Below are 25,440 nucleotides of genomic sequence, written 5' to 3' on the forward strand. Positions count from 1 at the left end.
GCTCGGCGGCGGCCGGCCGGCCGCCGAAAATTCGCTGCAGAAACGCCAACAGTCCCACGTGCACTCCCCGGAAATCCCTTGCCCCCGGCCCGAAGTGTCGGGCTTGGCGCGGGAAGGGTCAAACGCGGCGCGACGGAACGCCGATGCCGGACCGCCGCCGGCCATGCCCGGCGGCGGGTCCGCGCGTGCCCGGCGCGCGCTTCAGTTCAGCAGCCGGCCGATGAGGCCGGGCTCCAGCAGCGCCATGAACAGCAGGCCGAAGCCGGCGCCCCAGAGATGGGCGCTGTGATTGACGTTGTCGCTGGACTGACGGTCCATGTACCACGAGTACGCGAGATAGAGCACGCCGAACACGATCGCCGGCATCGGGATCACGAAGACATAGATGATCGCGCCGGGCTGCAGCAGCACGAAGGCGAACAGCACGGCCGAGACCGCGCCCGACGCGCCGAGACTGTAGTAGTTCGGATCGTTCTGGTGCTTGAGATAGCTCGGCAGGATCGAGACCACGAGACCGCCGAGATAGAGCAGCGGAAACCCGACGAGCCCCGTGCGCAGCGAAAGATAGGCCTCGATGTAACGGCCCGCGAAGAACAGCGTGAACATGTTGAAGAACAGATGCATGCCGTCGGCATGGATCAGGCCGTAGCTCAACAGGCGCCAGTATTCGTTGTGGCGGCGCACCGCGGGCGGCCACAGGATGAGCTGCTGCTTGAGGCGCGGATTGTTGAAGGCGATCAGCGAGACCAGTGTGGTCAGGCCGATCGCGACGAGTGTGACGATCATGCGAAAGCGACTCCGGCGGCGTGGCCGTCCATGCTAACAGTCGATGCGGGCGTGCGCGGTCAATGCTGCGGCTTGAACAGCGCCGCGTCGAGGATCGACCACAGGTGCACGACCCAGCCGAGGAAGATGAGCCAGAGCACCGCGGCGAGCACGAACTGCACGGCAGCCATGAGCAGGCGTCCCTGCACGAGCTGTCCCAGTCCCGGAATGAAGAAGCTGCAGATGGCGGCGATCACGTTGCCGGCGGAACCTTGTCCAGTGCTCATCGACGAGTCGTCCTGCGGAAGTCATGCGGTCGAGTCGCAGATGTTGTCCGTATGCCCGCGTTTCAAGCGGCTCGGTTGCTTTCGCGAGTGACGGGTACTAGCCTGCGCCACCACGTAGACGGCGGCCGCGCCGCGCCCGGGGAGATGTCCATGAAACCAGTTCGTTCCGCACTTGCGTCGGCTCTGATTATCGGCATGGGCGCAGGATTTTCGCCGGCCGCCTTCGCGCAGTCCGCCGACGCCGCGGCGGCCGACGCGTTCGTCGCCGGCATCAACCAGGAAATCCGCGACAACTACGTCGAAGTGACCGCCGCGCAGTGGGTCGCGGAGACCTATATCAACGGCGACACCGAAGTGCTCGTGGCCAAGGCGAACGAGCGCGCGCTCGGCCGCCTTTCTGCCAATGTGGAGAAATCCAAGAAATTCCAGGGCATCGGCGGCATCTCGCCCGCGACGCAACGCGGCATCGATCTGCTGAAGCTGCAGACGGCGATGCCGGCGCCGAAGGATCCGGCCAAGCTCGCCGAACTGACCCAGATCGCGTCGCGCCTCAACGCCGCCTATGGTTCCGGCAAGTCCTGCACCGACGACGCCAAGCCCGAAACCTGCCGCAACCTCGACCAGCTCAGCAAGGTGCTCGCCGAAAACCGCGACTGGGATGCCGATCTCGACGCCTGGACGGCCTGGCACAACGTCGCGCGCGGCATGCGCAAGGACTACGTCCGCTTCGCCGAGCTTGTGAACGAGGGCGCGGCCGAGATGGGCTACGCCAACGCCGGCGACATGTGGCGCGCGAGCTACGACATGAGCGCCGCCGACTTCCGCAAGGAAACCGACCGCCTGTGGCGCCAGGTCGAGCCGCTGTACAAGGACCTGCAGTGCTATGCGCGGCACAAGCTCGAGCAGCAGTACCCGGGCAAGCTCGCGAACGACGGCACGATTCCGGCGCACATCACCGGCAACATGTGGGCGCAGGACTGGGCCGCGCTGTACCCGCTGCTGCAGCCGTATCCGGGCGTTTCCAATCTCGACGTCGATGCGGCGCTCAAGGAAAAGAACTACACGCCGGAAGCGATGGTCAGGCGCGCCGAGGATTTCTATACCTCGGTGGGCTTCCCGGCGCTGCCGAAATCGTTCTATGAAAAATCCCAGCTCAAGCGCCCGGCCGACCGCGACGTCGTCTGCCACGCGAGCGCCTGGGATCTGAACCTCGAAGGCGACGTGCGCATCAAGATGTGCATCAACATCAACGAGGAAGACTTCCGCACGGTCTACCACGAGCTCGGGCACATCTATTACTACCTCGCCTACAACGATCTGCCGCCGCTGTTCCAGACCGGCGCGCACGACGGCTTCCACGAGGCGATCGGCGACACGATCCAGCTGAACCTGACGCCGGGCTACCTCGCCGAAATTGGACTCGCCGGCGCGAACAAGCCGAGCAAGGAAGCGATGCTCAATGCGCAGATGAAGCAGGCGCTCGAAAAAGTCGCGTTCCTGCCGTTCGGCAAGCTCATCGACGAATGGCGCTGGGGCGTCTTCGACGGCTCGATCAAGCCCGAGGGCTACAACGCGGCATGGTGGGCGCTCAAGCGCAAGTACCAGGGCGTCGCGCCGGTCGTCGCGCGCAGCGAAGCCGACTTCGATCCGGGCGCGAAATATCACGTGCCGGGCAACACGCCGTACATGCGCTATTTCCTCGCGCATATCCTGCAGTTCCAGTTCCAGCGCGAGCTGTGCAAGGCGGCCGGCTACAAGGGACCGCTGCACGAATGCTCGATCTACGGCAACAAGGCCGCGGGCGCGAAGTTCTGGGCCATGCTCGACAAGGGTTCGAGCCAGCCCTGGCAGGCGACGCTGAAGGAGTTGACCGGCAAGGGGGAGATGGACGCCTCGGCCATCCTCGACTACTTCGCGCCGCTGCACGCATGGCTCAAGCAGCAGAACAAGGGCAGGAGCTGCGGCTGGAACTGAAAAGCAGGAAAGAGCGAGCAGGAGTGAGAAACGAGTGGAGGCGTGATGACGCTCTCGTTTCTCCCCTGCTCCGCTCCATGTGCCAAACGCGTGGTCACGCAGCGAAGCTGCCGCGCGTTTCTCGCGTCTCTACCTCTTTTCTCGCTTTCCCGGCCGCGTGCTATGTTCGCGCCAGCCAACCGCGAGACCCCGCCATGCAACGCTGGATCAAACTTCCCGACGGCCGCTTCGTCGACGCGAACCGCATCATGTACATCGGCAAGGTCGAAACCTATCCGCGTATCGACGAGGACGGCAACGATCTCGGCCAGGGCTACAACGTCAACATCGGCACCGACATCTCGCGCGACAACCAGCTCACGCTGATGGGCGGCAAGGACGAGGTTCTGTCGGTGCTCAAGCAGATTCTCGGCACGCCGGCGGCGTAACGCGGAAACGCATTCCCCCGGCTGGCGGTGAGCCGAAGGCGAACTCCGGCGTCGAGGTGGTTACGCTGCGACGAATCCGTGCCGAAGGATGCTTTCGCGCGGTTCCGGCGACAGCCTCTCTGTGCCGTGCGTTCGCCTGGAATGAACCGCCTCGATGTTGGGGTTCGCCGGTGGCTCACCCAGCCTATGCGGCCGCAACGCGTGCCGCGGTCCGATAGCGGAACACGCGCCACGCGACGAAGCCGATCGCGGTCAGCGTCGCGGCGGCCAGCGCGAGATGCAGCACGCTGTCGGACACGAACACGACGACGACGCCGGCCAGCACGGCGTTGAACACGAGGCTCACGAACGCCTGCAGCGACGACGCGCCGCCGCGATGCAGCGGGAAGCGGTCGAGCAGCAGGATGGTCAGGCTCGGGAACGACAGCGAGATGCCGATCGCGTGCAGACCGATCGGCAGCACCGACCACGGCACCAGCGGCTGCGGCAGCGCGAGTGCGACGCCGACGTTGATCGCGGACGCAGCCAGCATCACGGCATAGCCGAGGGTGATCGTGCGCGGCACGCTGATGCGGCCGGCGAGCCGGCCCGACAGCAGTGCGCCGAGAAACATCCCCGACACGGCCGGCACGAACAGCCAGCCGAACTGCTGGGGACCGAGCTTCAGCAGGCCGACGACGAACGCGGGCGCGGAGGAAATGTACAGGAACAGCGCGCTGAAATTCATCGTGCCCGCGATCGCGAGCGGCCAGAACTGCCGGTCCATCAGCATCTGCACATAGCCGCCGACGAGCGCGCCGGGCCGCAGCGGAATGCGCCGTTCCGGCGGATGCGATTCGGGCAGCCGCCACAGCGACGCAACGAGCAGCAGCGCACCCCAGAAGGCGAGAAACCAGAAGATCCAGCGCCAGTTCCCGGCGAGCAGCACCCAGCCGCCGATGATCGGCGCGAGTGCCGGCGCGACCGTGAACAGCATCGACACATTGGACATGAGCCGCTGCACGACCGGCCCTTCGTAGAGATCGCGCATGATCGCGCGCGCCACGATCCACCCGGCGCCGGCGCAGGTGCCCTGCAGCGCGCGGAACAGCCAGAGGCTTTCTATCGACCAGGTCAGGGCACAGCCGATCGACGCGAGCATGAACAGACCGACGCCGGCGATCACGACCGGCCGCCGGCCGAGCGCGTCGGACAGCGGGCCGTGAACGAGCGACATGAGCGCAAGCGCGACCAGATAGATCGACAGCGTCTGCTGCATCGCGAAATCGTCGGCGCGGAATTCCGCGGCAATCGCCGGGAACGCCGGAAACATCGTGTCGATGGCGAACGGACCGAACATCGCTAGTCCGGCCAGCAGCAGGGTGAGTCCGCGCTTGGGCTCTACGGGCATCAGAAATCGGAACGAGTGTCTAGAAGCGAGAACCGGGTATTCGCACCGACGTACCGTTCACTCGTTTCCCGGTCCTTCTCCGTCGTTTTCTCATTGCCCCTGCCCGCAGCACTGCTTGTACTTCTTGCCGCTGCCGCAGGGGCACGGATCGTTGCGGCCGACCTTCGGATCGGTGCGACGCACGGTCGCAGGCGTCAGGCGACGTTCGAGCCAGAAGTCGTGCGCGTCGAGCGCGAACTCGACCATGCTGTCGATCAGCGCGTCGCGCTGTTCCTGCGTCGCGACCTCGCTGCCGGTTTCCTCGTCGTCGGGGCCGCGCGCGAGCAGATCGACCGCTTCGAGATCGTCCGCCCAGTCGGGATCGTCGAGCAGCTCGTCCCACTGCTCTTCGCGCAGCGCGACGCCGCGCAGGTAGCCGAGCGCCCACTCCTGGCCCCAGGCGGCAAACCCGCCGTCCTCGAGTTCGAATTCGCCGATCCACGGCTCGAATTCCGCGCCGCCCTGGGCGAGCACGTCGGCGATGCGGTTGTAATGGCGCATGATCAGATCGAGGATCCGCTGGGCTTCGACGTCGTCCTCGAACACCGGCGCGTCGGAAGGTTCAGCGGCTTCGACGGCCCAGATCCACGGAATCCATTCGGACGGCGTGATAAGGTCGGGGCCCGACAGCACGGCGGTGAGATAGCCGTCGAGCATCTCGAAACTCATTCCGTCGCGCTCGACCGCGCGTTCGTCGAGGAAGCGCGACAGCGTTTCGATGTCCTGTTCGTTGAGCGGCTGCGAAAGGGATTGTGGCAGAGCCATGCGAGCGATCCTGTTCGATGGGGGCGACGCCGCCGTCCGCGCGGCGCAGGTTGCACATGATGCACCATGCGCGCGTCCGGCGCGCGGCGCCGGTCGCGATTCCGCGGCTTGACCATCGTCGAATGGCGGATCCGGGCGCGTCGCTCGTCGGCACGGACGCTCGCATAGAATCGGCCGATGTCGCGCGGAGTCCGATCATGCCCTGGATATCGATAGTCGCCGTCGGCGGCGGCGCGGCGCTCGGCGCGTGGCTGCGCTGGGGCCTGGGCGTCTGGCTGAATCCGCTGCTGGAGCGCCTGCCCCTCGGCACGCTCGCGGCGAACCTGCTGGGCGGACTGCTCATGGGCATGCTGCTCGCATTGCTCGAGGCCTGGGGCGACGTTTCCCCGGAACTGCGCCTGTTCGCCGGCACCGGCTTCCTCGGCGGCCTGACCACGTTTTCCACATTTTCCGGCGAAGCCGCCGTGCTGATCGAGCGCGGGCAACTGCCCTGGGCCGCCGCGCTGGTCGCCGCTCACGTCGCCGGCTCGGTACTCGCGACGCTGGCCGGCTGGCTGCTGCTGCGCGCCGTGCTGCGCAGCTGAAGCGCTCGCCCGGACGCCGCGCGCCGCCGGATTCGATGCCGCCGGCCGAATCCGGCAAAATACCGCCCTTTGTGCCGCGGCTCCGTGTCGCGGCGAGTTCGACCGGATCCCAACGATGAGCCTGCAAAGCAATTTCGAACAGATTCCGCTGAAGGAATACGCCGAGCGCGCGTATCTGGACTATTCGATGTACGTCGTGCTCGACCGCGCCCTGCCCTTCGTCGGCGACGGGCTGAAGCCGGTACAGCGACGCATCGTCTACGCGATGAGCGAACTCGGCCTCGCCGCCACCGCCAAGCCGCGCAAGTCGGCGCTGACGATCGGTGAAGTCCTCGGCAAATACCATCCGCACGGCGACAGCGCCTGCTACGAAGCGATGGTGCTGATGACGCAGCCGTTCTCGTACCGCTATCCGCTGATCGAAGGCCAGGGCAACTTCGGCTCGCCCGACGATCCGAAATCCTTCGCGGCGATGCGCTACACCGAGGCGAAGCTCTCGCCGATCGCGACGTTGCTGCTCGAAGAGCTCGGACAGGGCACCGTCGATTTCTCGCCGAACTACGACGGCACGCAGGACGAACCGTCGTGGCTGCCTTCACGCGTGCCCCACGTGCTGCTGAACGGATCGACCGGCATTGCGGTCGGCATGGCGACGGACATTCCGCCGCACAACCTGCGCGAAATCGCGAGCGCCTGCATCCGCCTGCTCGACGATCCCGATGCGACCGTGCGCGATCTCTGCGAGCACGTGCACGGTCCCGACTATCCGACGCGCGCGGAGATCATCACGCCGAAGGCCGAACTGCTCGCGCTCTACGAGAACGGCGTCGGCAGCGTGCGCGCCCGCGCCGTCTATGCGAAGGAAGACGGCAACGTCGTCATCACGGCGCTGCCGTATCAGGTGTCGCCGTCGAAGATCCTCGAGCAGATCGCCGCGCAGATGCGCGCGAAGAAGCTGCCGATGCTCGAAGACCTGCGCGACGAATCCGATCACGAGAACCCGATCCGTCTCGTGCTGATTCCGCGCTCCAGCCGCGTCGACGCCGACGAGATGATGCAGCACCTGTTCGCGACGACGGATCTCGAGAAGAGCTTTCGCGTCAATCTGAACATCATCGGGCTCGACGGCCGTCCGCAGGTCAAGAACCTCAAGCAGATCCTCAACGAGTGGCTGCGCTTCCGCACCGACACGGTGACGCGCCGCCTGAATCACCGCCTCGCCAAGCTCGAGCGCCGCCTGCACCTGCTCGAAGGCCTCCGTATCGCGTATCTGAACCTCGACGAGGTGATCCGCATCATCCGCACCGAGGAAGAACCGAAACCGGTGCTGATGGCGCGTTTCAAGCTCAGCGAGGAACAGGCCGACTACATTCTCGAAACGCGCCTGCGCCAGCTCGCGCGCCTGGAGGAAATGAAGATCAACGCCGAGCGCGACCAGCTCGAGGAAGAGCGCGCGCGCATCAACGTGATCCTCAATTCCAAGCAGCGGCTGAAAACGCTGATCAAGGACGAGCTCAAGGACGACGCGAAGAAATACGGCGACGACCGCCGCTCGCCGATCATCGAGCGCCAGGTCGCCCAGGCGCTCGACGAGGCCGCACTCGTCGCAAGCGAGCCGACGACGGTCGTGCTGTCGCAGAAGGGCTGGATCCGCGCCGCGAAGGGCCATGACGTCGATCCGGCCGGCATGAACTACCGCGAAGGCGATGCGCTGCAGGCGTTCGCGCGCGGCCGCACGACGCAGCAGGTCGCGTTCGTCGACTCGACCGGCCGCAGCTACTCGACACCGGCCCACAGCCTGCCTTCGGCACGCGGCAACGGCGAACCCCTGACCGGGCGGTTCGCGCCGCCGCCGGGCGCGAGCTTCGAGGCCATCGCGATGGCCGACGCCGACACGCGCATCGTGCTCGCGTCCGACTACGGCTACGGCTTCGTCACGCGCTTCGCGAATCTCGTCGGCAACAAGAAGGCCGGCAAGCAGATCCTCAACATCGACGACAGCGCGCACGTGCTGGCCCCGGGCTACGTCGCCGACCCGGCGCGCGACCGCATCGTCGTCGTGACGAACGCAGGCCATCTGCTGATGTTTTCCGTTGCCGAACTGCCGGAACTCGACAACGGCGGCAAAGGCAACAAGCTCATCGAGATTCCGAAGGTCAAGCTCGCCGACGGCGAGCGCGTCGCCGGCATCACCGTCGTCGCCGAGGGCAAGGGCGAAGTCACGCTCTACGCCGGCGCGCGCAAGCTCACGCTGCGCTGGGCCGACCTCGTCGAATACGGCGGCAACCGCGCCGGCCGCGGCGGCCTGCTGCCGCGCGGCCTGCAGCGCGTCGAGCGGATCGAGACGACAGCCTGATACGTGGGGCGCAATAGCCAAACGGCATTGCGCCGTACATCAGGCTGCGTCGCGGCGAGGCGGCGCGTTGTGGCATGTCGATCAAAAGGCGCGGTCGCGTCGCAGAGACGGCGCATTGCCCTTTGGTAATTGCGCCCTTGTATCTTTCCGAGGTAACGCTTCCCTTAGGGAAACGCCTTCCGGATGCGCCCTTGCGGCTTCGAGCCCGAAACGTAGATAGCGCACCGGAAGGTGGCTTTTCCTCACGCGAAGACCGGACAGTATCTGGGGCCCGGCCTGGCCGAGAACCCGCATTGACAAGGTGGATGTACGCGATGAGTGAAGCAGCAGTGTGGTTGGGAATCGATGTCGCCAAAGCAACGCTGGCTTGCGCGTTGCGGCTGGGGAACAAGCACAAGAACAAGTCCTTTGCGAACACGTCCAAGGGCCACCGGGAGCTGTTGGAGTGGGTTGTCCTGCATGGCGGTAGCACGCCGCTGCATGCGTGCCTGGAAGCCACCAGTGTGTACGGTGAGGCGGTCGCGATCGCGTTGGCCGAAGCCGGTCATACGGTGTCGGTAGTCGATCCGTCGTTGCCTCGTGCGTATGCCCAGGCGATGGGCCTGCGCAGCAAGACGGACGGATTGGATGCGCGCGTGCTGGCGGATTTCTGCCGCGATCAAGTGCCCACGGCGTGGCAACCGCCTTCGGCCAAGGAACAGCAGCTGCGCGCGCTCGTACAGCGCCTGCAGGCGCTGACGGGCATGAAAGTCCAAGAAGAACTGCGCCTGGAGACGCTGCGCGAGATCGTGCGCAGCAGCGTGGAGACGCATCTGAAATGGCTGCTGGCCGAGATCGAACGCGTCAGCAAAGAAATTCAGACCCTGATCGACGACGATCCGGATCTGCGGGGACTGTCTGAAACTTCGTGTGCGGGGCGTTGTTGAAACTCGTCAGCGCACCCGATGCGCGGAATCTTACGCGCCCGTACGCACGAATCGATCATCGCAGGCGATCGCGAACTGGCCCGGTGTCCTTCGCCGCGATACGTCGTTGCACCGCGTTGCCATAGCGCCGCTACGGCGCGTCGGTGCGCCTGGTCTCGCGACGAAATCCATCCGGAATTTTTTCAGCGTATTTACGAAACAGGACGCTAGTTCCCATCCACTCATCTGCAGTCCCTGCTCACCGCCAATCCCCCGCCGCCACGAACCCCGCCCAGTAGAACGGATGCGGCGACTCGCCGCGTTCGCGGCGCGACTTCAGCACGGCGAGATCGGCATCGGCGACGGCGTCGACGGTGTCGCGCCTGCGTTCCAGGCGCGCGCGGTACAGCGCTTCCATCCAGGCCGAAGTCGCTGCGTCGTCGACGGGCCAGAGGCTCATGAGCACGGTGCGGGCGCCAGCGAGGCGGAAGGCGCGGCGCAGGCCGAACACGCCTTCGTCGTCGAGCCGCGCGCCGAGGCCGGTGTCGCAGGCCGACAGCACGACCCAGCCGACGCCGTCGAGCGCGAGCGTGCTGACGTCCGCGCCGAGCAGCAGGCCGTTGCCGCCGCGCTCGCCGCTGAGCACGAGCCCGGCTTCGCGGGCGAGCGCGGCACCCGCGTCGGCCACGGGCGCGTCGTCGCGGCGCAGGCCGACGCCGCGGCGCGCGGCGCCGGCGCGTGCGGCGCAGCCGGCGCCGATTTCGAATGCATGTGTCGCAAAGTGGATGATTCCCGATTGCGGCGCCGCGCGGCGCAGCGCGGTCGCCGTGGCCGCCGTGCCCTTGAGCGCGATGACGTCGTCGCGGCCGGCCGCGCGCGAGAGCCGTGCCAGCGCGTCGATCTCGCGCTCGGCGCCGGGCAGCGGTTCGAACGCGCTGCCGAATTCGGGACAGCTGCCGCGCAGCCGGCCGAGCGCGGTCGCGTCGGTGCGTGCGAGTTCCGGTACGCCGAGCAGCAGCAGGCCGTCGCGCGTCGGATTCGACGCCGAGGCGAGATCCTGTTCGGTCTCCAGCTGATGCAGGCGCAGGCCGCGCTCGACGAGGAAACCCCCGCCGTCGGGCAAGGCGGCGAAATTGAGCCGGTGCACGCCGGCGTCGGCAACGACGAACAGACGCCCGGCCGGCTGCGCGAGTCCGAGCGCGTCGAAGAAATGCGAACGCACCGCGACGCCGGCTTCGCGCAATTCGGCGTCGCGGCCGGGTTCGCGCATCAGGCGATACCAGCGCTCGGCGCGCGCATCGAGCGCGTCGACCTTGCCGAGCGCCAGCAGGCGCGGCGCACCGCCGGCCTCGGCGACAAAGGCATAGAGCCGCGGTTCGGACGCGCCGGCACCGGCGGCGAACGCAACGAGTGCGGTCTGCTCCGGCAGATTCGCGCGCAGGCGCGCGATCGGCGTACGCACGAGCGGCTGCAGCGGCGTGCCGTCGCCGAGCGCCTCGACGGCCGCGTCGAGTTCGCGGCGCAGCGTCGCGAGCGCACCCGGGTCGCCGCCGCCGCGCACCGCATCGGCATAGGCCGATGCCGCTTTCGACCATCGCTCCCAGCGCTCGCGTGCCGGTGCGTCGGCATGTTCGCGCGCGTAGGCGATGCGCTGCGCGGCGAGCCGTGTCGCGAGTCCGCGCGCGGCGGCGATCTCGTTCCAGGCTGCCTCGACCCGCCGGGCGTCGCTCCCGGAGGCCGCGATCGCGAGCAGGCGTTCGCTGCAGCGCGCTAGCCCGCGCTTGAACTCCAGCGCCTGGGTCTCGCCGAGCACCGGAGCGACCGTCGCGACGAGCCGGTTGCGGCGCTGTTCGACGATCAGCGCGTTGTCGAACGCGCCAGCCGCATCGCCGCTCTGCGCGAGCGCTTCGGCGAGATCGCAGCGCCAGCCCAGCAGTTGCAGATGCTCGGTGCCGGCCGCGGCCTCCTGCTGCGCGACCGCGCCCTTGAACATCGCCGCGGCACCGGCCGCGTCGCCGCGGCGCAGCAGCACGCGCGCGAGTCCGCGCAGCGCCGGCGCGCCTTCGGCATGCCCGTCGCCGAGTTTCGTCGCGACGATCGCGAGCACGCGGCGGAAGCGCCGCTCGGCCTCGTCGAGCAGATTGCGCTCGTAGGCCAGCTCGCCGAAGTTGATCAGCGCCGGCACGACGCGCAGGCTGTCGCCGCCGAACTGCTTTTCGAGCAGGCTCAGGTTGCGGCCGAGCGCGTCGTCGGCTTCGTCGTAGCGCTTGAGGTCGTAGGCGAGCGCGCCGAGGTTGCCGAGAATCGCCGCGTAGCTGCCCGAGGCGACGAGCGCCGGATCGCTGGCCGCGGCCTGGGCCGATTCGCGGTAATAGTTCAACGCGAGTTCGCGATCGCCGAGCTGGCGCTCGGCTTCGGCCAGATGCCCCAGCGTCATCGCGAGATCGCGCGGCGACGCTTTGGGCTGCGCGCGCAGGCGTTCGAGTTCGGGCCGCATGAGATCGCGCACCGCAGTGAACTCGCCGCGCGCGATCAGGCTTTCGCTGAGCACGCCGACGAGGCGGCGGCGGTAGCCGTTGTTCGGCGCGCCGAGCTGTTCGGCCTCGGCAATGCCCTGGCGTGCGAGCGCGATCGCGGTGTCGATGTGCGCGAGCCGGTCTTCGAACAAGGCCTGGAAGAACAGCCCGCGCAGGCGTCGCACGCGCTCGAGCATGCTGCGCGGCGTGCGCAATGTGGCTACGCCTTCTCCCGCCAGCGCGGCGCCGTCGGCATAGTTGCCGAGCAGGCCGCGGATCTGTCCCGAGATCGTGAGCACGTAGGCCTGCTCGGCCGCACTGATGCGGCCGTTGCCGTTGCGCAGCAGCGCGAGCGCTTCGTCGACCGCCGCCGTGGCTGCCTCGCGGTCGCGTGCCTGGAACGCCTGCTGCGCGCGCCAGCTCGCGAGTGTGGCGAGCGATCGCGCGCGCGGATCGGCAGCGCCGCGGCGTTCGCGCAGTTCCGCTACCCACGGCGTCCATTCGTCCGGGGTGAAGTCGGTCGGGCTTTCGAGCACGACGTTGAACACCACGTCGAGCGCCGCATCGTGTTCGCGCGGATCGGCCAGCGCCGCGACCGCGACGGCCTTGGCCTGCTTCCACTGCTCGGTCGGAATCAGCGCGTCGACGTCGGCCGCCACATCGGCGCGGGCGAACGGCGCGAACACGACGGCGAGCAGCACCACGATCCAGCGACAACGACGGCACGGCATGCGGCGATCCCCGAGGCGAACGGCCGCCCGCACGGCGCGCGGCGGCAGCAGTGCGCCGATCTTCGCCTACCGCCGCGCGTGAGGAAACACGAAGCGCTCACAGTGCAGCGACGCCTTGGCCTCGTCACACCCGATGTCGCGCAGCAGCGCCGCGAGGCCGGCGCCTTCGACCGCAGTCGGCGACAGCGCCGGTGCGAGACGGCCGACGCCGCGCGCGACCAGCGCGGCGTCGGCATCGACGGCGTGGTTCCACTGCGCGATGCGCTGCTCGACCGGCGCCAGCGGTTGCGTCGACGCGACGATGACGAAGGTCTCGCGTTCGGCTTCGCGGTCGACCTGCCAGCTCAGCGCGTTGACGCCGTCATGTCCCGGCAATTGCCAGCGCGTGCCGGGACGCAGCGGATTGACCGGCGCGATGCCCGGCAGCGGAAACAGCACGATCGGCGCGGCCGAACCGTCGTCGTTGAATACGTAGACCCAGGTCGGCTGTCCGGCGGCGACGTCGAGCCGCAGCCGGTCGCCGACCGTGATAGGCGCGCCGTCGGCGAGGCGTTCGCGCTGCCCGGCGCTGTCGCGATAGAAGCCGCTGTCGATCGCGAAGGCCGGGGCTGGCGTCGGCCGCCAGACCACGGCCGCCGCGGCGAACAGCGCACAGACGCCGGCAACGGCGGCCCACTGCGCCGGCCGCATGCGCCAGGGCCGCAGCGACGCTTCGAGCGCGGCGAGCAGCACGAGCACGCCGGCATGCCGGCGCGCCGGATCCGGCGCGAGCGCGCGCTCGATCGCGCGCGTCAGTGCGCGCGGCAGATCGGGACGCAGCTCGCGCAGCGGACGCCGGGCTTCGGCAGTCTGCTGCAGGCGCAGCCCTTCGAGATCGTCGGCGGCATACGGATAGCGGCCCGACAACAGCCGGTACAGCAGCACGCCGACCGCGAACTGGTCCGACGCGGGACTCGCGTTGTCGCCGCCGAGCACTTCGGGCGCGAGGTACTGCCGCGTGCCCGACACCGGATCGAACGCGCCGTTGCGGTCGAATTCGCGCGCCGCGCCGAAATCGGCGAGGACGATGCGACCGGTCACGTCGCGCAGCACGTTTTCCGCCTTGACGTCGCCATGCGTCAGGCCGAGCCGGTGCACGGCGGCGAGGCCGCGGCAGAGTTCGATGCCGATCTGCACCGCGTCGGCCGCACCGAACGGGCCGTCGGCCTGCAGCAGCTCGGCGAGGCTGCGGCCGCGCACGAGTTCGATCCATAGACCGACGCGGCCGTCCTGCGCCGCGGCGCCGTAGACGCTGACGATGTTCGGATGGCGCAGCTTCGCGAGACGGCGGCCTTCGGCGAGAAAATGGTGCGACAGCGTGTCGGAATCGACGCGGCGCAGCTTCAGTGCGACTTCCTGGTCGAGCATCGGATCGTAGGCGCGCCAGACTTCGCCCTGCGCACCGCGCCCGAGCAGTTCGAGCACGTCGAGCCCGGCGAAGCGGAACTGCACCTTGCTCGCGGCGGCGCGCTCGGGCTTGAGCTGCAGGCCGCGAAAAACCTGGGCGAGCTGCGACAGTTCGCGCAGACCGTCGCCCGCGTCGGACGCAGCGGGATCGAGCTTGGCGAGCAGTCGCCAGTCCAGCGCGGCATCGTCGGCGATGCCCGCGGCAATCTTTTCGAGATCCGGATTCTCGCCGGCCATGGAATCCCCCTGCCCGTGCTGTGCGGGCGTCCCCTCATTCAACGACGGCAGGGTGTCCATCAGAACAGGTTCTCGCACGAAACTGAGAATTTCGTCACAGGTCGTGTCGCGACGCCGGCACGGACGGCGGACCCGAAGTCCTGCCGCCGTGCCCGCTCGGCGCGGCCGGGCCCGCGCCGGTGCTCAGTTCTCGTCGGACTGGTGCGGTTTCAATGCCGTCGCGAGCTGTACGAGTGCACGCGCGACCATGACGCGCACGGCATCGGGCGTGCTGCCGACTTCGGTCGCGATTTCGGGATAGCTCATGCCGAATTCGAGGCGCATGACGATGAGCCCCTGCTGGCGCTTCGGCAGGCTTGCGAGCGCGCCTTCGTAGGCGCGCAGGCGTTCATGGCCGACGAGCTGCTCGACCGGCGAAGGCAGGTCGGTGTCGGCCATCTCGGAGTCGATCTCGGCCGACTCCGGCCGGCGCATCAGGCGGCGCACTTCGTCGCGGACCTGGTTCAACAGGATCTGGCGCAGGTAGGCGAGGAAACTGCCCGGACCTTCGCACTCGAAGTGGTCGATCTGACGCAGCGCGCGCATCAGTGCGAGCTGGACCAGGTCTTCAGTTTCGTGAAGATCGCGCGCGGCACGCGGCAGACGGCCATGTGCCCATTGCCGCAGCAGCGGCAGGAAGCGGCGCATCAATGCGTCGCGGGCGATTCCTTCACCCGAACGCACACGGCGAATGAGTACTTCGGTCGCTTCACTCGCCGCGGCCGGCGCGGGGCGCTCGACGTCGCGGTGACCAAACGGAAGAACTCGCGCAAGACTCGAAGCAGGCATCGCATCCCTCACCCGTGATCTACCCCGATGTGTACATTGACACACGGGTCCGAACACCGGCCAATGAAAGCTGGTAGGCCCACCGATAACCTGACGTTATAGTGTGCGGAAGTTCATGCACCGACTGCCAACCGATGCGGCTTCCGCTGTCCTCGCCACTGCTGGAATCGTTTCTCGTGCTGGCGCGCGAGCTCAATTTCTCGCGCGCGGCGGACCTGCTCCACATCACCCAGCCCGCGCTGACCAAGCGCATCCAGAATCTCGAATCGCTGCTCGGCCAGGCCCTGCTGATCCGCCAGTACGGCTCGCTGGAACTGACGGAGACCGGCCGCACCCTGCAGCGCTACGGCGCCGCGCTCGAGCACCAGGAAACCGAACTGCTCGCGAGCCTCGTCGGCGAAAGGACCGGCCAGCTCGCCGGATTCTTTCGCATCGTCACGTTCTCTTCCGCGCTGCGTTCGATCGTGCTGCCGGCGCTGGGCTATCTGCTGCGCGGCAATCCGAAGCTGTCCTGCCATGCGCTCAAGGCCGAAGTCGAGGAACTGCACGAGATGCTGATCGCCGGCAAGGTCGATTTCTGCGTCAGCCTGTCCGAATGCGAACGCGCCGGCATCGAGAACGTGCAGATCGGCATTGAACGCGACGTGCTCATCGAGTCGTCGAAGTACACCGGCCGCGATGCCTGCTACATCGACCACGACCCGCGCGACAACTTCACCGAAAAATATTTCCTGAGTCAGACGGGCTCGACCGTGCCGCGCATGGAGCGCGCCTATTTCGACGACATCTACGGCCTGATGGACGCCGTGGCGGAAGGCGTCGGCCGCGCCGTCGTGCCGGTGCATCTGCTCGATCCGTCGATGCCCGTGCGCGTCGTGCCGGGCTTCAAGCCGATCGACGTGCCGGTGTTCCTGCACTATCACCATCAGCCGTACTACACGCGTCTGCAGCAGGCCGTCGTCGAGACGCTGCTGACGCGCTGTCCGCCGCTGCTGCGCACGAACCGGCTCGGCGTCGAACTGGAAGCGGCCGTCGCCGACGACGCGCTCGTCGCCGCACAGTCGCGCCAGCGTCAACGCGAACAGCAATGATCCGATGAACTCGTGCGGCGTCCGCACCGCCATCCGACCAGGAAATCCACGCATGCGCCTGCTGCGCCGCTTCATCAAGTACGCGATCCTGCTGCTGTTCGTCGCGGTCCTCGCCGTGTTCCTGCTGCTCTGGGGCAGCCTCGCGCAACTCGAGGGCGCACAGACCGCCGGCGTGACGAAGACGGTGCTCGTCGAGCGCGACGCGCTGGGCACGGCGACGGTGCTGGCGTCGAACCGTCGCGACCTCGCCTATGGCCTTGGCTTCGTCCACGCGCAGGAACGCTATTTCCAGATGGACCTGCTGCGCCGCGCCGGCGCGGGCGAACTCGCCGAGCTGTTCGGCAAGCTCGCGCTGCCGCTGGACCGGCGCCACCGGCAGCATCGTTTCCGCAGCCGCGCGACGGCCGCGGTGGCGGCGCTGCCGGCCGAGCAGCGCGCGCTGCTCGACGCCTATCGCGACGGCGTCAACCACGGACTCGGCGCGTTGGCCGTGCGGCCCTGGGAATACCTGCTGCTGCGCCGCGAACCGCGCGCCTGGAGCAGCGAGGACAGCGTGCTCGCGATCTATGCCATGTTCTTTGATCTCAACGGCGACGGCGCGAACGTGCGCGAACTCAACCTCGCCCGGCTCAAGCAGCAGGTGCCCGATCCCGTGTTCCGGTTTCTCGTGCAGCCGGGATCGAGCTGGGATGCCCCGCTGCGCGGCGAGGCGATGCCGCCGGTACCGCCGCCCGACGCGGGCGTGTTCGATCTCGCGCGGGCCGGTCTGCCCGCGGACTATCCGCGCTACGCGACGCTCGCGCCCGAAGACGACGGACGGCGCCCCGGCAGCAACAACTTCGCCGTCGGCGGCGCGTTGACGCAAAACGGCGCGGCCATCGTCGCCGACGACATGCATCTGAACCTGCGCGTGCCGAACATCTGGTTTCGCGCGCGGCTGCGCTATCCCGATCCCGCCGACCCGACGCGCATGATCGACCTCAACGGGCTCACCCTGCCCGGCGCGCCGGCGCTGCTCGCGGGCTCCAACGGCCATATCGCCTGGGGCTACACCAACAGCTACGGCGACTGGCTCGACTGGGTCCGCGTCGAGCGCGACCCGGCCGACGAGACGCGCTATCGCACGCCGGAAGGCTGGGAAAAAATCGTGCGGCACGCCGAGGTCATCGAAGTCGGCGGCGAACCGCATGAAACGCTGCTCGTCGACGAAACGCGCTGGGGACCGATCACGGCGCACGACGTCGACGGCACGCCGCTGGCGCTGGCCTGGACCGCGCACCGCCCTCGTTCCATCAATTTAAACCTGTTGCAATTGGAAACCGCGACGACCGTGCAGCAGGCACTCGCGCTCGCGCCGACGATCGGCATGCCGGTGCAGAACTTCGTCGTCGGCGACCGCGAGGGCCACATCGGCTGGACGTTGACCGGCAATGCGATGCCGCGGCGCGCCGGCTACGACGCCAGCCTGCCGGCGGACTGGAGCCGCGACGGCGTCGGCTGGCAGGGCTGGGTCGAGCCCGCCGAGTTCCCCCGATTGCTCGATCCCGACGGCGCGCGCCTGTGGAGCGCCAATGCGCGCACCGTCGACGGCGACTGGCTCGCGCTGCAGGGCGACGGCGGCTACGACCTCGGCGCGCGCCAGCAGCAGATACGCGACGGTCTGCGCGCGCGCGAACGCTTCGCGCCGGAAGATCTGCTCGCGATCCAGCTCGACGACCGATCGCTGTTTCTGCAGCGCTGGCAGCAACTGCTCGCCGCGACGCTCGCCGACACCACCGACGCCGGACTCGCCGACGCGCGCCGGCTCAGCGCGGGCTGGAGCGGCCGTGCGGCGACCGACGCCGCCGACTACTCGCTCGTCCGCGAATTCCGCCGGCGCACGATCGCCGCCGCGCTCGCGCCGTTTTCGGCACTCGTGCGCGCAAAGTACGGCGATTTCGAAATGCCGTCTGCGCAGGGCTACGAAGCGGCGGTCTGGGTGCTGGTCCAGCAGCGGCCGGCGCATCTGCTCGATCCGAAATACAAAAACTGGGACGAGCTGCTGATCGCCGCGGCCGGCGAGGCGCAGAAGGAAATGGCCAGCGCGACCTGGGGCGAACGCAACAAAGCCAGTGTGCGTCATCCGCTGTCGCGCGCCCTGCCCGGCTTCGTCGCGCGTTTTCTCGACATGCCCGCCGATCCGCTGGCCGGCGACCACAACATGCCGCGTGTGCAGCGCCTGGATTTCGGCGCGTCGGAACGCTTCGCGATATCGCCGGGCTTCGAGGCGCAGAGCTATCTGAACATGCCCGGCGGCCAGAGCGGCCACCCGCTGTCGCCATTTCACGGTGCGGGCCACACGGACTGGGTCGACGGCGTGCCGACACCGCTGCTGCCCGGCGTGGCGATCCATCGGTTCCAGCTGGAACCGCGCAACGAAAGCCGGAATTGATGCGGCCTCGACGTAGGTCGCGGCGAGCGCGGCGAACCGCGGTATCGCGGTATCGCCGCCACGATAAGCCCCGAACGAAGCGACCCCCGCAGCAGCGACGATCGCTCGGGCGCGAAAGCAGGAATGAGTCGCGAGGAGCGAGAAAACGAGCGCGGATGGCCACCTCTCGTTTCTGACTCCTCGCCTCTCATTCCTCAATCACCCGCCTCTCACTCGAAATCGTCCTCAAAAATCAGATCCGCCAGCACCGCCGCCGGCGCGATCACCGTCGCCGCGTAGGACGCCGGCGAGCCGGACTGCGCGACATGCAGGTCGATGTCGGCCGCAACCGGCGCGCTGTTGGCGATGAACGAGAAGCGGAACAGCGTGCCCCAGTTCAGCGGATTCAGCACGGCCGGCACGCCGGGTGCCGGCGACGCGTTGACCGGCGCGGTCCAGCTCAGGCTGCCGGCGCCGTTGGCGACGGTCCAGTCATTCGCCGTGTCGAGATCGCCGTCGCTGAATTCGATGCCGCTGACGACGACGCCGGCGGGCAGCGGCAGGCTGAACGCGTCGTAGCCGTAATTGTGGACGATGCGAAAACGCTGCGCCGGCGTGCCGTCGTCGCTGTAGCCCGGCGTGCCGGTCGTCGACGCGCGCGCGAAATCGAAGTTCATGACCGCGTAGTCGTAGCGCCAGGTGCCGTTGCCGAGATCGCGCGCCTTCACGGCGACGCGCGTGTGGCCTTCCGCGTTCGCGATCTCGACGTTGCGCTGGTTCGGATCGGCGGTGTTCGCCGGCACCCACTGGTTGATCGCCGGCCCCAGGCGCGTCGGCGTGCCGTTGGAAATGCTCCACGGGCCGCTGCCGTTGTAGTTGAACGTGACCGGCCGCGAGGCCATCGTGTTGTAGATGTCGATGTCGTCGCGGACGATGTACCACGACTCGAAGCGGAACGTGCCGCCGGAGAGCTGCGATTCGCGCACGATCAGGCGCTGGCTGTAGTTCGTGTTGCCGGAACTGTTTTCCGACAGATTGCAGTCCGGGTCGTAGATCGAGCCGCAGCGCGCCCAGGCGTCGCCGTTGGGCACGATTTCGCTGCGCGGACCGAGGTCGCTGTTGCTGTCGTTGTTGCTCGTGCCGTAGGTGTCGCTGCAGGAACGGCCGAGGATCTGCGAATTGCTGCCGCCGCTGCCCGGCCCCGACGAACAGCCGATGTTCGTCGTCAGGAACGCATGCTTGACGCCGGAACGGCCGACCTGGTCGATGCGGCCTTCCGCATCGGTGCGGTAGAGATTCCAGATCAGGTTCGGATGCTGGTCATTGTCGTACGGCGGGAACGTGCCGGAGAACTTCTCCCACCAGGCGACGTCGGCCGAATACAGCGCGCTGCTCGTGCCGAGCGGATCGCCGGTGACGGTTTCCGCAGCCGCTCCGTTGTTCACGTTGTTTCTCAGCGTGGACGACGGCGTGAACACCGCATGGCCGTCGGTCGCGCCGGCCGGGCCGTCGCAGGTGCAGGTGCCGCTGCAGCCCAGCGTGCGCGTGCAGCGCGAATACTGCGCGTCGAACGCGAGCATGAACACGTCGGCCTGGTATTTGGCGCCCGGAACGCCGGGCACGTCGGTGTTGGGCCACACCGGCGAACCGCCGCCGCGCACGATGTAGGTACCGTTCTGCGCAACCACGTCGAGGTGCATGCGCATCTGCGCGATCGCCCAGCCGGCGACCTGCGGCCTGCCGAGCCGACTCGCGAGATCGGCATGAATGCGCAGATCCATCGTGCGTACCTGCAGCTGGCGTCCGTCGTCGCTGACCGCATACATGAGCCGGTCCATGTAGAACCAGGCCTTGCCGTTCGCGTCGACGAGCTCGAGCGTCAGCGGATCGTTCGCGCGCGGCTGCAGCGCAGCGTCGATCAGCGACAGCGCACCGTCGGGGCTCTTCAGGCGGAAGCCGCCACGCAGCGCGAGCCGGCCGCCGACGAAGCGCTCGAAGTTCAGCGCGTTGACGGCGAACTGCAGTCCGCCCTGCGAGCGCAGGTCGACCGCGACGAAACCGCGGCGGTCGGGCTGGCCGAGTCCGGCACGCTCCTCGAGCGTGACGCCGAGATCGGCGAGCAGGTCTTCGTTCCAGATGAAGCCGAGGTCACCGCCAAGCGCGGTCCAGACCTGCGGCTCGACCGGCGCGGTCGGAGGAGCGGCGGCGACGGTGCCGGCCGCAGCGCCCATGAGCGCCAGAAAAGCGAGGCGAACGAACTTCGAAAACATGATCGGATTTCCCTGGATGACGCGATCAAGAGGAAGGCTGCCGCGTGTTGCGACGGCAGTGAAGCCAATGGTAATCCCGCACTGGAACGCAAACGGCGACCCGCAGCACTGTGTGTACCGCGAGTCGCCGGGTTGGTTGTCTGGAAAACCCTCCCCTTCACGGCGAGGGTCCGGGCGGGATGGGCTTCGCCTTGCAGCCTGGGGGCCCGCTTTGCGTTTTACGATTCCCGATTCCCCGTGCCCGATTCTCCGCCCCTCACCCCTGCGGCTCGAAATCGTGCACGAAGATCTCGTCGACGAACGGCACCGACGGTGCGAGCACGGTCGCGGTGTACGAGGACGGTTTGCCCGTCTGGGCGACGTGCAGGTCGATGTCGCCCGCGGTCGGCGCCTGGTTCGCAATGAACGAGAAGCGGAACATCGTGCCCCAGTTCAGCGGATTCAGCACGGCGGGCGTCAACGCCGGCGGCGACGGATTCGCCGGGGCGGTCCAGGTCACCGCGCCGTTTTCGGCGACGCCGGTCCAGTTGTTCGTATCGTCGAGTTCGCCGTCGTTGAATTCGATCGCGCTCGTCGTGACGCCGGCCGGCAGCGGCACGCTGAAGCTGTCGAAGCCGAAGTTGTGGATCACGCGGAAGCGCTGCGCCGGATCGGAGTCGTCGCTGTACTTGCCGGTGCCCTGGGTCACGGCGCGCGCGAAGTCGAAATTCATCACGGCGTAGTCGTAGCGCCAGGTACCGTCGCCGAGGTCGACGACCTTGACCGCGACGCGCGTGTGGCCTTCCGGACTCGCGATCTCGACGTTCTTCTCGTTCGGATTCGCCGTGGTCGGGCTGACCCAGCGGTTGATGACCGGGCCGAGCAGCTGCGGCGTGCCGTTGGTCAGCGACCAGCTGCTGCCGAAGTTGAACGTGACCGGACGCGAAGCCATCGTGTTGTAGATGTTGATGTCTTCGCGAACGAGGTACCACGACTCCATGTAGTACGTACCGCCGGCGGTGATCTGCGACTCGCGCGTGATCAGGCGCTGGCTGTAGCTGGTGTTGCCGTTCGGGTCGGCGCTGAGGTCGCAGTTCGGATCGAAGATCGAACCGCAGCGGCCCCATTCGCCGGTTGCCGGGATGATTTCATTGCGTGGGCCGAGATCGCCGCTGCTGTCGTTGTTGCCGGTGCCGTAAGTGTCGGAACACGAGCGGCCGAGAATCGCGCCGGTGCTGCCGCCGCTGCCCGGGCCCGACGAACAGCCGCTGTTCGTCGTGACGAACGCGTGTTTCACGCCGGAACGGCCGATCTGCTCGATGCGGTTGTTCGCGTCGATGCGATAGATGTTCCAGATCAGGTTCGGATGCTGGTCGTTGTCGTAGGGCGGACGCGCGCCGGTGAACTTGCGATACCACGCGATATCCGCCGTATACATCGCCGAACTCGTGCCGTTCGGATCGCCGGCGACGGTCGCTTCCGCAACGCCATTGTTCACATTGTTGCGCAGCGTCGAGGACGGCGTGAACACCGCATAGCCGTCGGTCGTCGCCGAGGGGCCGTCGCAGCTGCCGCCGGCAGCGGGCCAGGTCGGCGTGCAGCGCGAATACTGGCCCTGGAAACTCAGCATGAACACGTCGGCCTGGAAGCGCGCCTCCGGCGTGACGCCCGGCACGATCGTGCCCGGCCACACCGGTTCGCCCTGGACGATCTCGATGTAGTTGCCGTTCTGCGCGACGACGTCGAGGCTCATGCGCATCTGCGCGACGACCCAGTCGGTGATCTCGGGCTTGCCGAGGCGCTGGGCGAGATCCGCGTGCACGCGCAGGTCCATGGTCTGCACGTCGATGCTGCGGCCGCCTTCGCCGATCGCGTACATCAGGCGATCGAGATAGAACAGCGTGTTGCCCGAGGCGTCGACGACGTCGAGCATCTGCGACTTCGTGCCGCGCGGCACGAGCACCGCGTCGACGAGCGAGATCTCGCCGACCGGCGAAGTCAGCCGAAAACCGCCGCGCAGCGCGAGGCGTCCCGAGGTGAAGTGATCGAAGTTCGTCGTGGTGACGGCGAAGCTCAGGCCGCCCTGATCGCGCAGCGGCACGGATACGAAGCCGCGGCTGTCGGTGCTCGCGCCTTCGCTGGCGCCTCCGGGCGCAATGCCGTAGTCGCGCAGCAGTTCGACGTTCCAGATGAAGCCGATGTCGCCGCCGAGTGCGGTCCAGGTCTGCTGCACGACCGGCTGCGGCTGCGGGCCGGATGCGGCCGACGCGAGCGGCGCGGCAAACGCCGTGGCCACGGCCAGGGCGAGTACAAAACTACGCGATTGCAGGTTCATTGCTGCCTCGTGAATGTGGAAAGCCCGCGCGAATCCCTGCAATCGATCCCTGGCGCGGTACGTCGCGCTCCGAGCGCGACGCACCTGCCGAGTACATCCTGGAAGAAGACGGACGAGGCCGCGGCGTTCCCCCCTGGAATCGACCGCGGCTTTCGCCACCGCTCCACACGGAACGGCCTTGCGACACCGGCACGCCTGCGCGGCGCGTCGGCGCTTGTCACGAAATCAGTTGCCGTGCACCACGGTCGACGTCGCTGCCGTTTCCGGCGGCGACTTGCCGTAGGTCGGGTCGTTCCACAACGCGTAGAGGAATTCGCCGCGCGACTGCGACTGCGGGCCGACGTTGAACGGCCGCCCCGGCGCGCCGGCGCACAGCGTGTTCTCGGCCGGAATCGTCGGCGCGGTTATCGCCTGGTTGCGCAGGAACTCGATGTAGTCCTTGCTCGCGATCTGGTGCCGCAGATTGGCCTCGACGCGCACCGGCAGGCTCGTGCCGGCCGGCAGCACGAAGGTGTAGAGCGTGTCGTCGTAGTTCACGAGCGTGCCGGAACCCGGCGCGGTCTCCGGATACGCGTAGTTGACCGGACGCACCTCGTCGCCGTTCGGATCGGCCGCGGTGCGCGGCCGGAAACCCAGCGGCGGAATGCGGTTGTCCTTCGCGACGCAGTTGTTGAGCACGAAGTGGAAATGCTTCTGGCCGCCCGACTCGGTGCGGCACACGCCCGGCGGCGTCGCGTCCCAGATGCCCTGGAGCACTTCGTAGATCTTGATCTGGTTGTCTTCGGTCAGCACGCCGCTCGCCGCATCGTAGGCGCCGCTTTCGCTGACGAGCGCGTTGTTGGCGCCGAACAGCTTGACGTTGAGCCACATGCGACGGCCTTCCGAATAGCCGGTCGGCAGCTTGTGGCCGCTGAGGTTCGTCGTGCGCACGCGCACCGTGATGCTGCCGGCCGTGCCGGGCGTCGGCGCGGTGTAGGCCGTCACCGTCGTCGCGAGCGCCGCGCTCGACTGCAGCATCTGGCGCGCCCAGGCGATCGTGCGGTCATAGTCGTCGGGCCGGTTGAAACCCGTCGCGCCAGCGTAGATCGACTTGATGACGGCCGGAATCCACGTATTCGCGCCGACGAAGGTGTGTACCGGCAGGTTGCCGGTGCGCGAGCCTTCCTCGTTGAGCGTGCAGGCCTGCGCGAGCGGGTCGCTCGAGCTCGGCATGTGGCAGGTCTGGCACTGCTGGGACTTCGCCAGCGCCGGCTGTCCCGGCGCCGCGCTCTGCAGGCCGTCGCGGAAGATCAGGTCGGCGAACAGGCTGCGCTGCCACTCGCTGTAGGTGCGCTCGATCGGGAACGGGCGCGTCGTCGTCGTGCCGTTCTCGAGCACGAGCGTCTTCAGCGGCCCCTGGTCGGTGTCGGGCGTCGACACGTCGTGGCAGGTGCCGCAGAGCGCCGAGGTCGAATGCAGCGGCGAGTGCTGCCAGCCGTGCGGCGGCTCCAGCACATAGTTCACATAGGAATAAGGCCCGCGGCGGCACGGACCGCCGTATTCGTCGCCGTTGGGCGTGATGCAGGTGCCCGCATCGTCGATCCAGACGTTCGCGTTGCCGATCTCGAACGGCTGGCCCTGCGGACCGGCCGGCATCATGCGGTGACAGTAATGGCAGGTGACGCCGCCGTAGTCGTTCTCGTAGCCGTCGTCGTCGTTGTAGTCGCCGGTGAGCCGGCAGCCTGAAGCGCCGTCGGCCGGCTGGTTCGTGCCGTCGCCCTTCTTGACGACGCGGCCGCCGAGCCAGCCCGCGGGCGTGTGGCAGCGCAGGCAGTAGTCGCCGGCGCCCGGATAATCCTTGTTCGCGACATCGAGCGCGGCCCAGAACAGCGGATCGCGCGTGGCGTTCGCCATCATCGAGCCGGTCCAGGTGCTGTGCGGCAGGAATTGATTGTTCGGCGACTTGAAGCCGCGATGGCAGCCGACGCAGTTGCTGGTCGATTCCAGCGGCGTCTGCAGCTGCGGTTGCGTTCCGTGGGGTGTCAGATCGAGCGCGGCAACCGGCACGATCCAGAAAGAGACGATTGCCGCGAACAGCCAACCCAGCCGCCCGCCCCCCGACAAC

At 67.8% G+C, this 25,440-nt stretch carries 17 protein-coding genes; 7 read left to right on the top strand and 10 right to left on the bottom strand.

Annotated features, from left to right (window positions below):
• Positions 1-201 precede the first annotated feature (201 nt).
• Both VLF18_RS20675 and VLF18_RS20680 read right to left on the bottom strand, forming a co-directional pair.
• Positions 202-783 carry a rhomboid family intramembrane serine protease gene (locus VLF18_RS20675; protein ID WP_325281538.1) on the bottom strand — a complete coding sequence of 194 codons (582 nt, stop codon included), beginning with the start codon at positions 781-783 and terminating at the stop codon, positions 202-204.
• A 62-nt stretch (positions 784-845) separates the two neighbouring features.
• Positions 846-1,052, bottom strand: coding sequence for a hypothetical protein (locus VLF18_RS20680; protein ID WP_325281523.1), 207 nt, complete (start codon positions 1,050-1,052; stop codon positions 846-848).
• Positions 1,053-1,247: 195 nt separating this feature from the next.
• Here VLF18_RS20680 and VLF18_RS20685 point away from each other — a divergent pair, with 195 nt between their 5' ends.
• On the top strand, positions 1,248-3,026 hold the full coding sequence (locus VLF18_RS20685) for a M2 family metallopeptidase (RefSeq protein WP_325281539.1): 1,779 nt from the start codon (positions 1,248-1,250) through the stop codon (positions 3,024-3,026).
• Positions 3,027-3,220: 194 nt separating this feature from the next.
• Positions 3,221-3,454, top strand: coding sequence for a hypothetical protein (locus tag VLF18_RS20690; RefSeq protein ID WP_325281524.1), 234 nt, complete (start codon positions 3,221-3,223; stop codon positions 3,452-3,454).
• Between the two features lie 184 nt (positions 3,455-3,638).
• Here VLF18_RS20690 and VLF18_RS20695 read toward each other — a convergent pair whose 3' ends face one another.
• A complete protein-coding gene (locus tag VLF18_RS20695) occupies positions 3,639-4,844 on the bottom strand; it encodes a multidrug effflux MFS transporter (RefSeq protein ID WP_325281525.1) in 1,206 nt (401 codons plus the stop codon).
• 90 nt (positions 4,845-4,934) lie between these two features.
• The gene (locus VLF18_RS20700) at positions 4,935-5,648 is read right to left on the bottom strand and encodes a UPF0149 family protein (protein WP_325281526.1); all 714 of its coding nucleotides are present in this window, start codon (positions 5,646-5,648) and stop codon (positions 4,935-4,937) included.
• A gap of 197 nt (positions 5,649-5,845) precedes the next feature.
• On the opposite strand from VLF18_RS20700, the gene crcB reads away from it, so the two are divergent.
• The 3 genes from crcB (at position 5,846) to VLF18_RS20715 (ending at position 9,514) form a co-directional block, all read left to right on the top strand.
• On the top strand, positions 5,846-6,232 hold the full coding sequence (gene crcB / locus VLF18_RS20705; RefSeq protein WP_325281527.1) for a fluoride efflux transporter CrcB: 387 nt from the start codon (positions 5,846-5,848) through the stop codon (positions 6,230-6,232).
• A 115-nt stretch (positions 6,233-6,347) separates the two neighbouring features.
• On the top strand, positions 6,348-8,588 hold the full coding sequence (gene parC, locus VLF18_RS20710; protein WP_325281528.1) for a DNA topoisomerase IV subunit A: 2,241 nt from the start codon (positions 6,348-6,350) through the stop codon (positions 8,586-8,588).
• 314 nt (positions 8,589-8,902) lie between these two features.
• Positions 8,903-9,514 (top strand): IS110 family transposase, encoded by a 612-nt coding sequence (locus VLF18_RS20715; RefSeq protein ID WP_325281529.1) that lies wholly within the window; start codon positions 8,903-8,905, stop codon positions 9,512-9,514.
• Between the two features lie 238 nt (positions 9,515-9,752).
• Here VLF18_RS20715 and VLF18_RS20720 read toward each other — a convergent pair whose 3' ends face one another.
• From VLF18_RS20720 to VLF18_RS20730, 3 genes are all read right to left on the bottom strand, one after another.
• Complete coding sequence (locus VLF18_RS20720) at positions 9,753-12,740, bottom strand: CHAT domain-containing tetratricopeptide repeat protein (RefSeq protein ID WP_325281530.1); 2,988 nt, start codon at positions 12,738-12,740, stop codon at positions 9,753-9,755.
• A gap of 66 nt (positions 12,741-12,806) precedes the next feature.
• Positions 12,807-14,423 (bottom strand): serine/threonine protein kinase, encoded by a 1,617-nt coding sequence (locus VLF18_RS20725; protein WP_325281531.1) that lies wholly within the window; start codon positions 14,421-14,423, stop codon positions 12,807-12,809.
• A 183-nt stretch (positions 14,424-14,606) separates the two neighbouring features.
• Positions 14,607-15,251, bottom strand: coding sequence for a sigma-70 family RNA polymerase sigma factor (locus VLF18_RS20730; RefSeq protein WP_325281532.1), 645 nt, complete (start codon positions 15,249-15,251; stop codon positions 14,607-14,609).
• Between the two features lie 134 nt (positions 15,252-15,385).
• Between VLF18_RS20730 and VLF18_RS20735 the strand changes: the two genes are divergently transcribed.
• Together VLF18_RS20735 and VLF18_RS20740 are read left to right on the top strand one after the other, a co-directional pair.
• Entirely contained in the window at positions 15,386-16,342 is a 957-nt protein-coding gene (locus VLF18_RS20735) for a LysR family transcriptional regulator (protein WP_325281533.1), read from the top strand.
• 52 nt (positions 16,343-16,394) lie between these two features.
• Positions 16,395-18,773 (top strand): penicillin acylase family protein, encoded by a 2,379-nt coding sequence (locus tag VLF18_RS20740; RefSeq protein WP_325281534.1) that lies wholly within the window; start codon positions 16,395-16,397, stop codon positions 18,771-18,773.
• 209 nt (positions 18,774-18,982) lie between these two features.
• On the opposite strand, the gene VLF18_RS20745 is transcribed toward VLF18_RS20740, so the two are convergent.
• From VLF18_RS20745 to VLF18_RS20755, 3 genes are all read right to left on the bottom strand, one after another.
• Complete coding sequence (locus tag VLF18_RS20745) at positions 18,983-21,022, bottom strand: hypothetical protein (protein ID WP_325281535.1); 2,040 nt, start codon at positions 21,020-21,022, stop codon at positions 18,983-18,985.
• Positions 21,023-21,278: 256 nt separating this feature from the next.
• Positions 21,279-23,336, bottom strand: a complete 2,058-nt coding sequence (locus VLF18_RS20750) for a hypothetical protein (RefSeq protein WP_325281536.1) — start codon at positions 23,334-23,336, stop codon at positions 21,279-21,281.
• 225 nt (positions 23,337-23,561) lie between these two features.
• Positions 23,562-25,440 (bottom strand): hypothetical protein (locus tag VLF18_RS20755; protein ID WP_325281537.1); only part of this gene is annotated, 1,879 nt, incomplete at its 5' end.

Origin of the sequence: Tahibacter sp., from assembly GCF_035481375.1 — a bacterium.
Taxonomy (GTDB): Bacteria; Pseudomonadota; Gammaproteobacteria; order Xanthomonadales; family Rhodanobacteraceae; genus Tahibacter.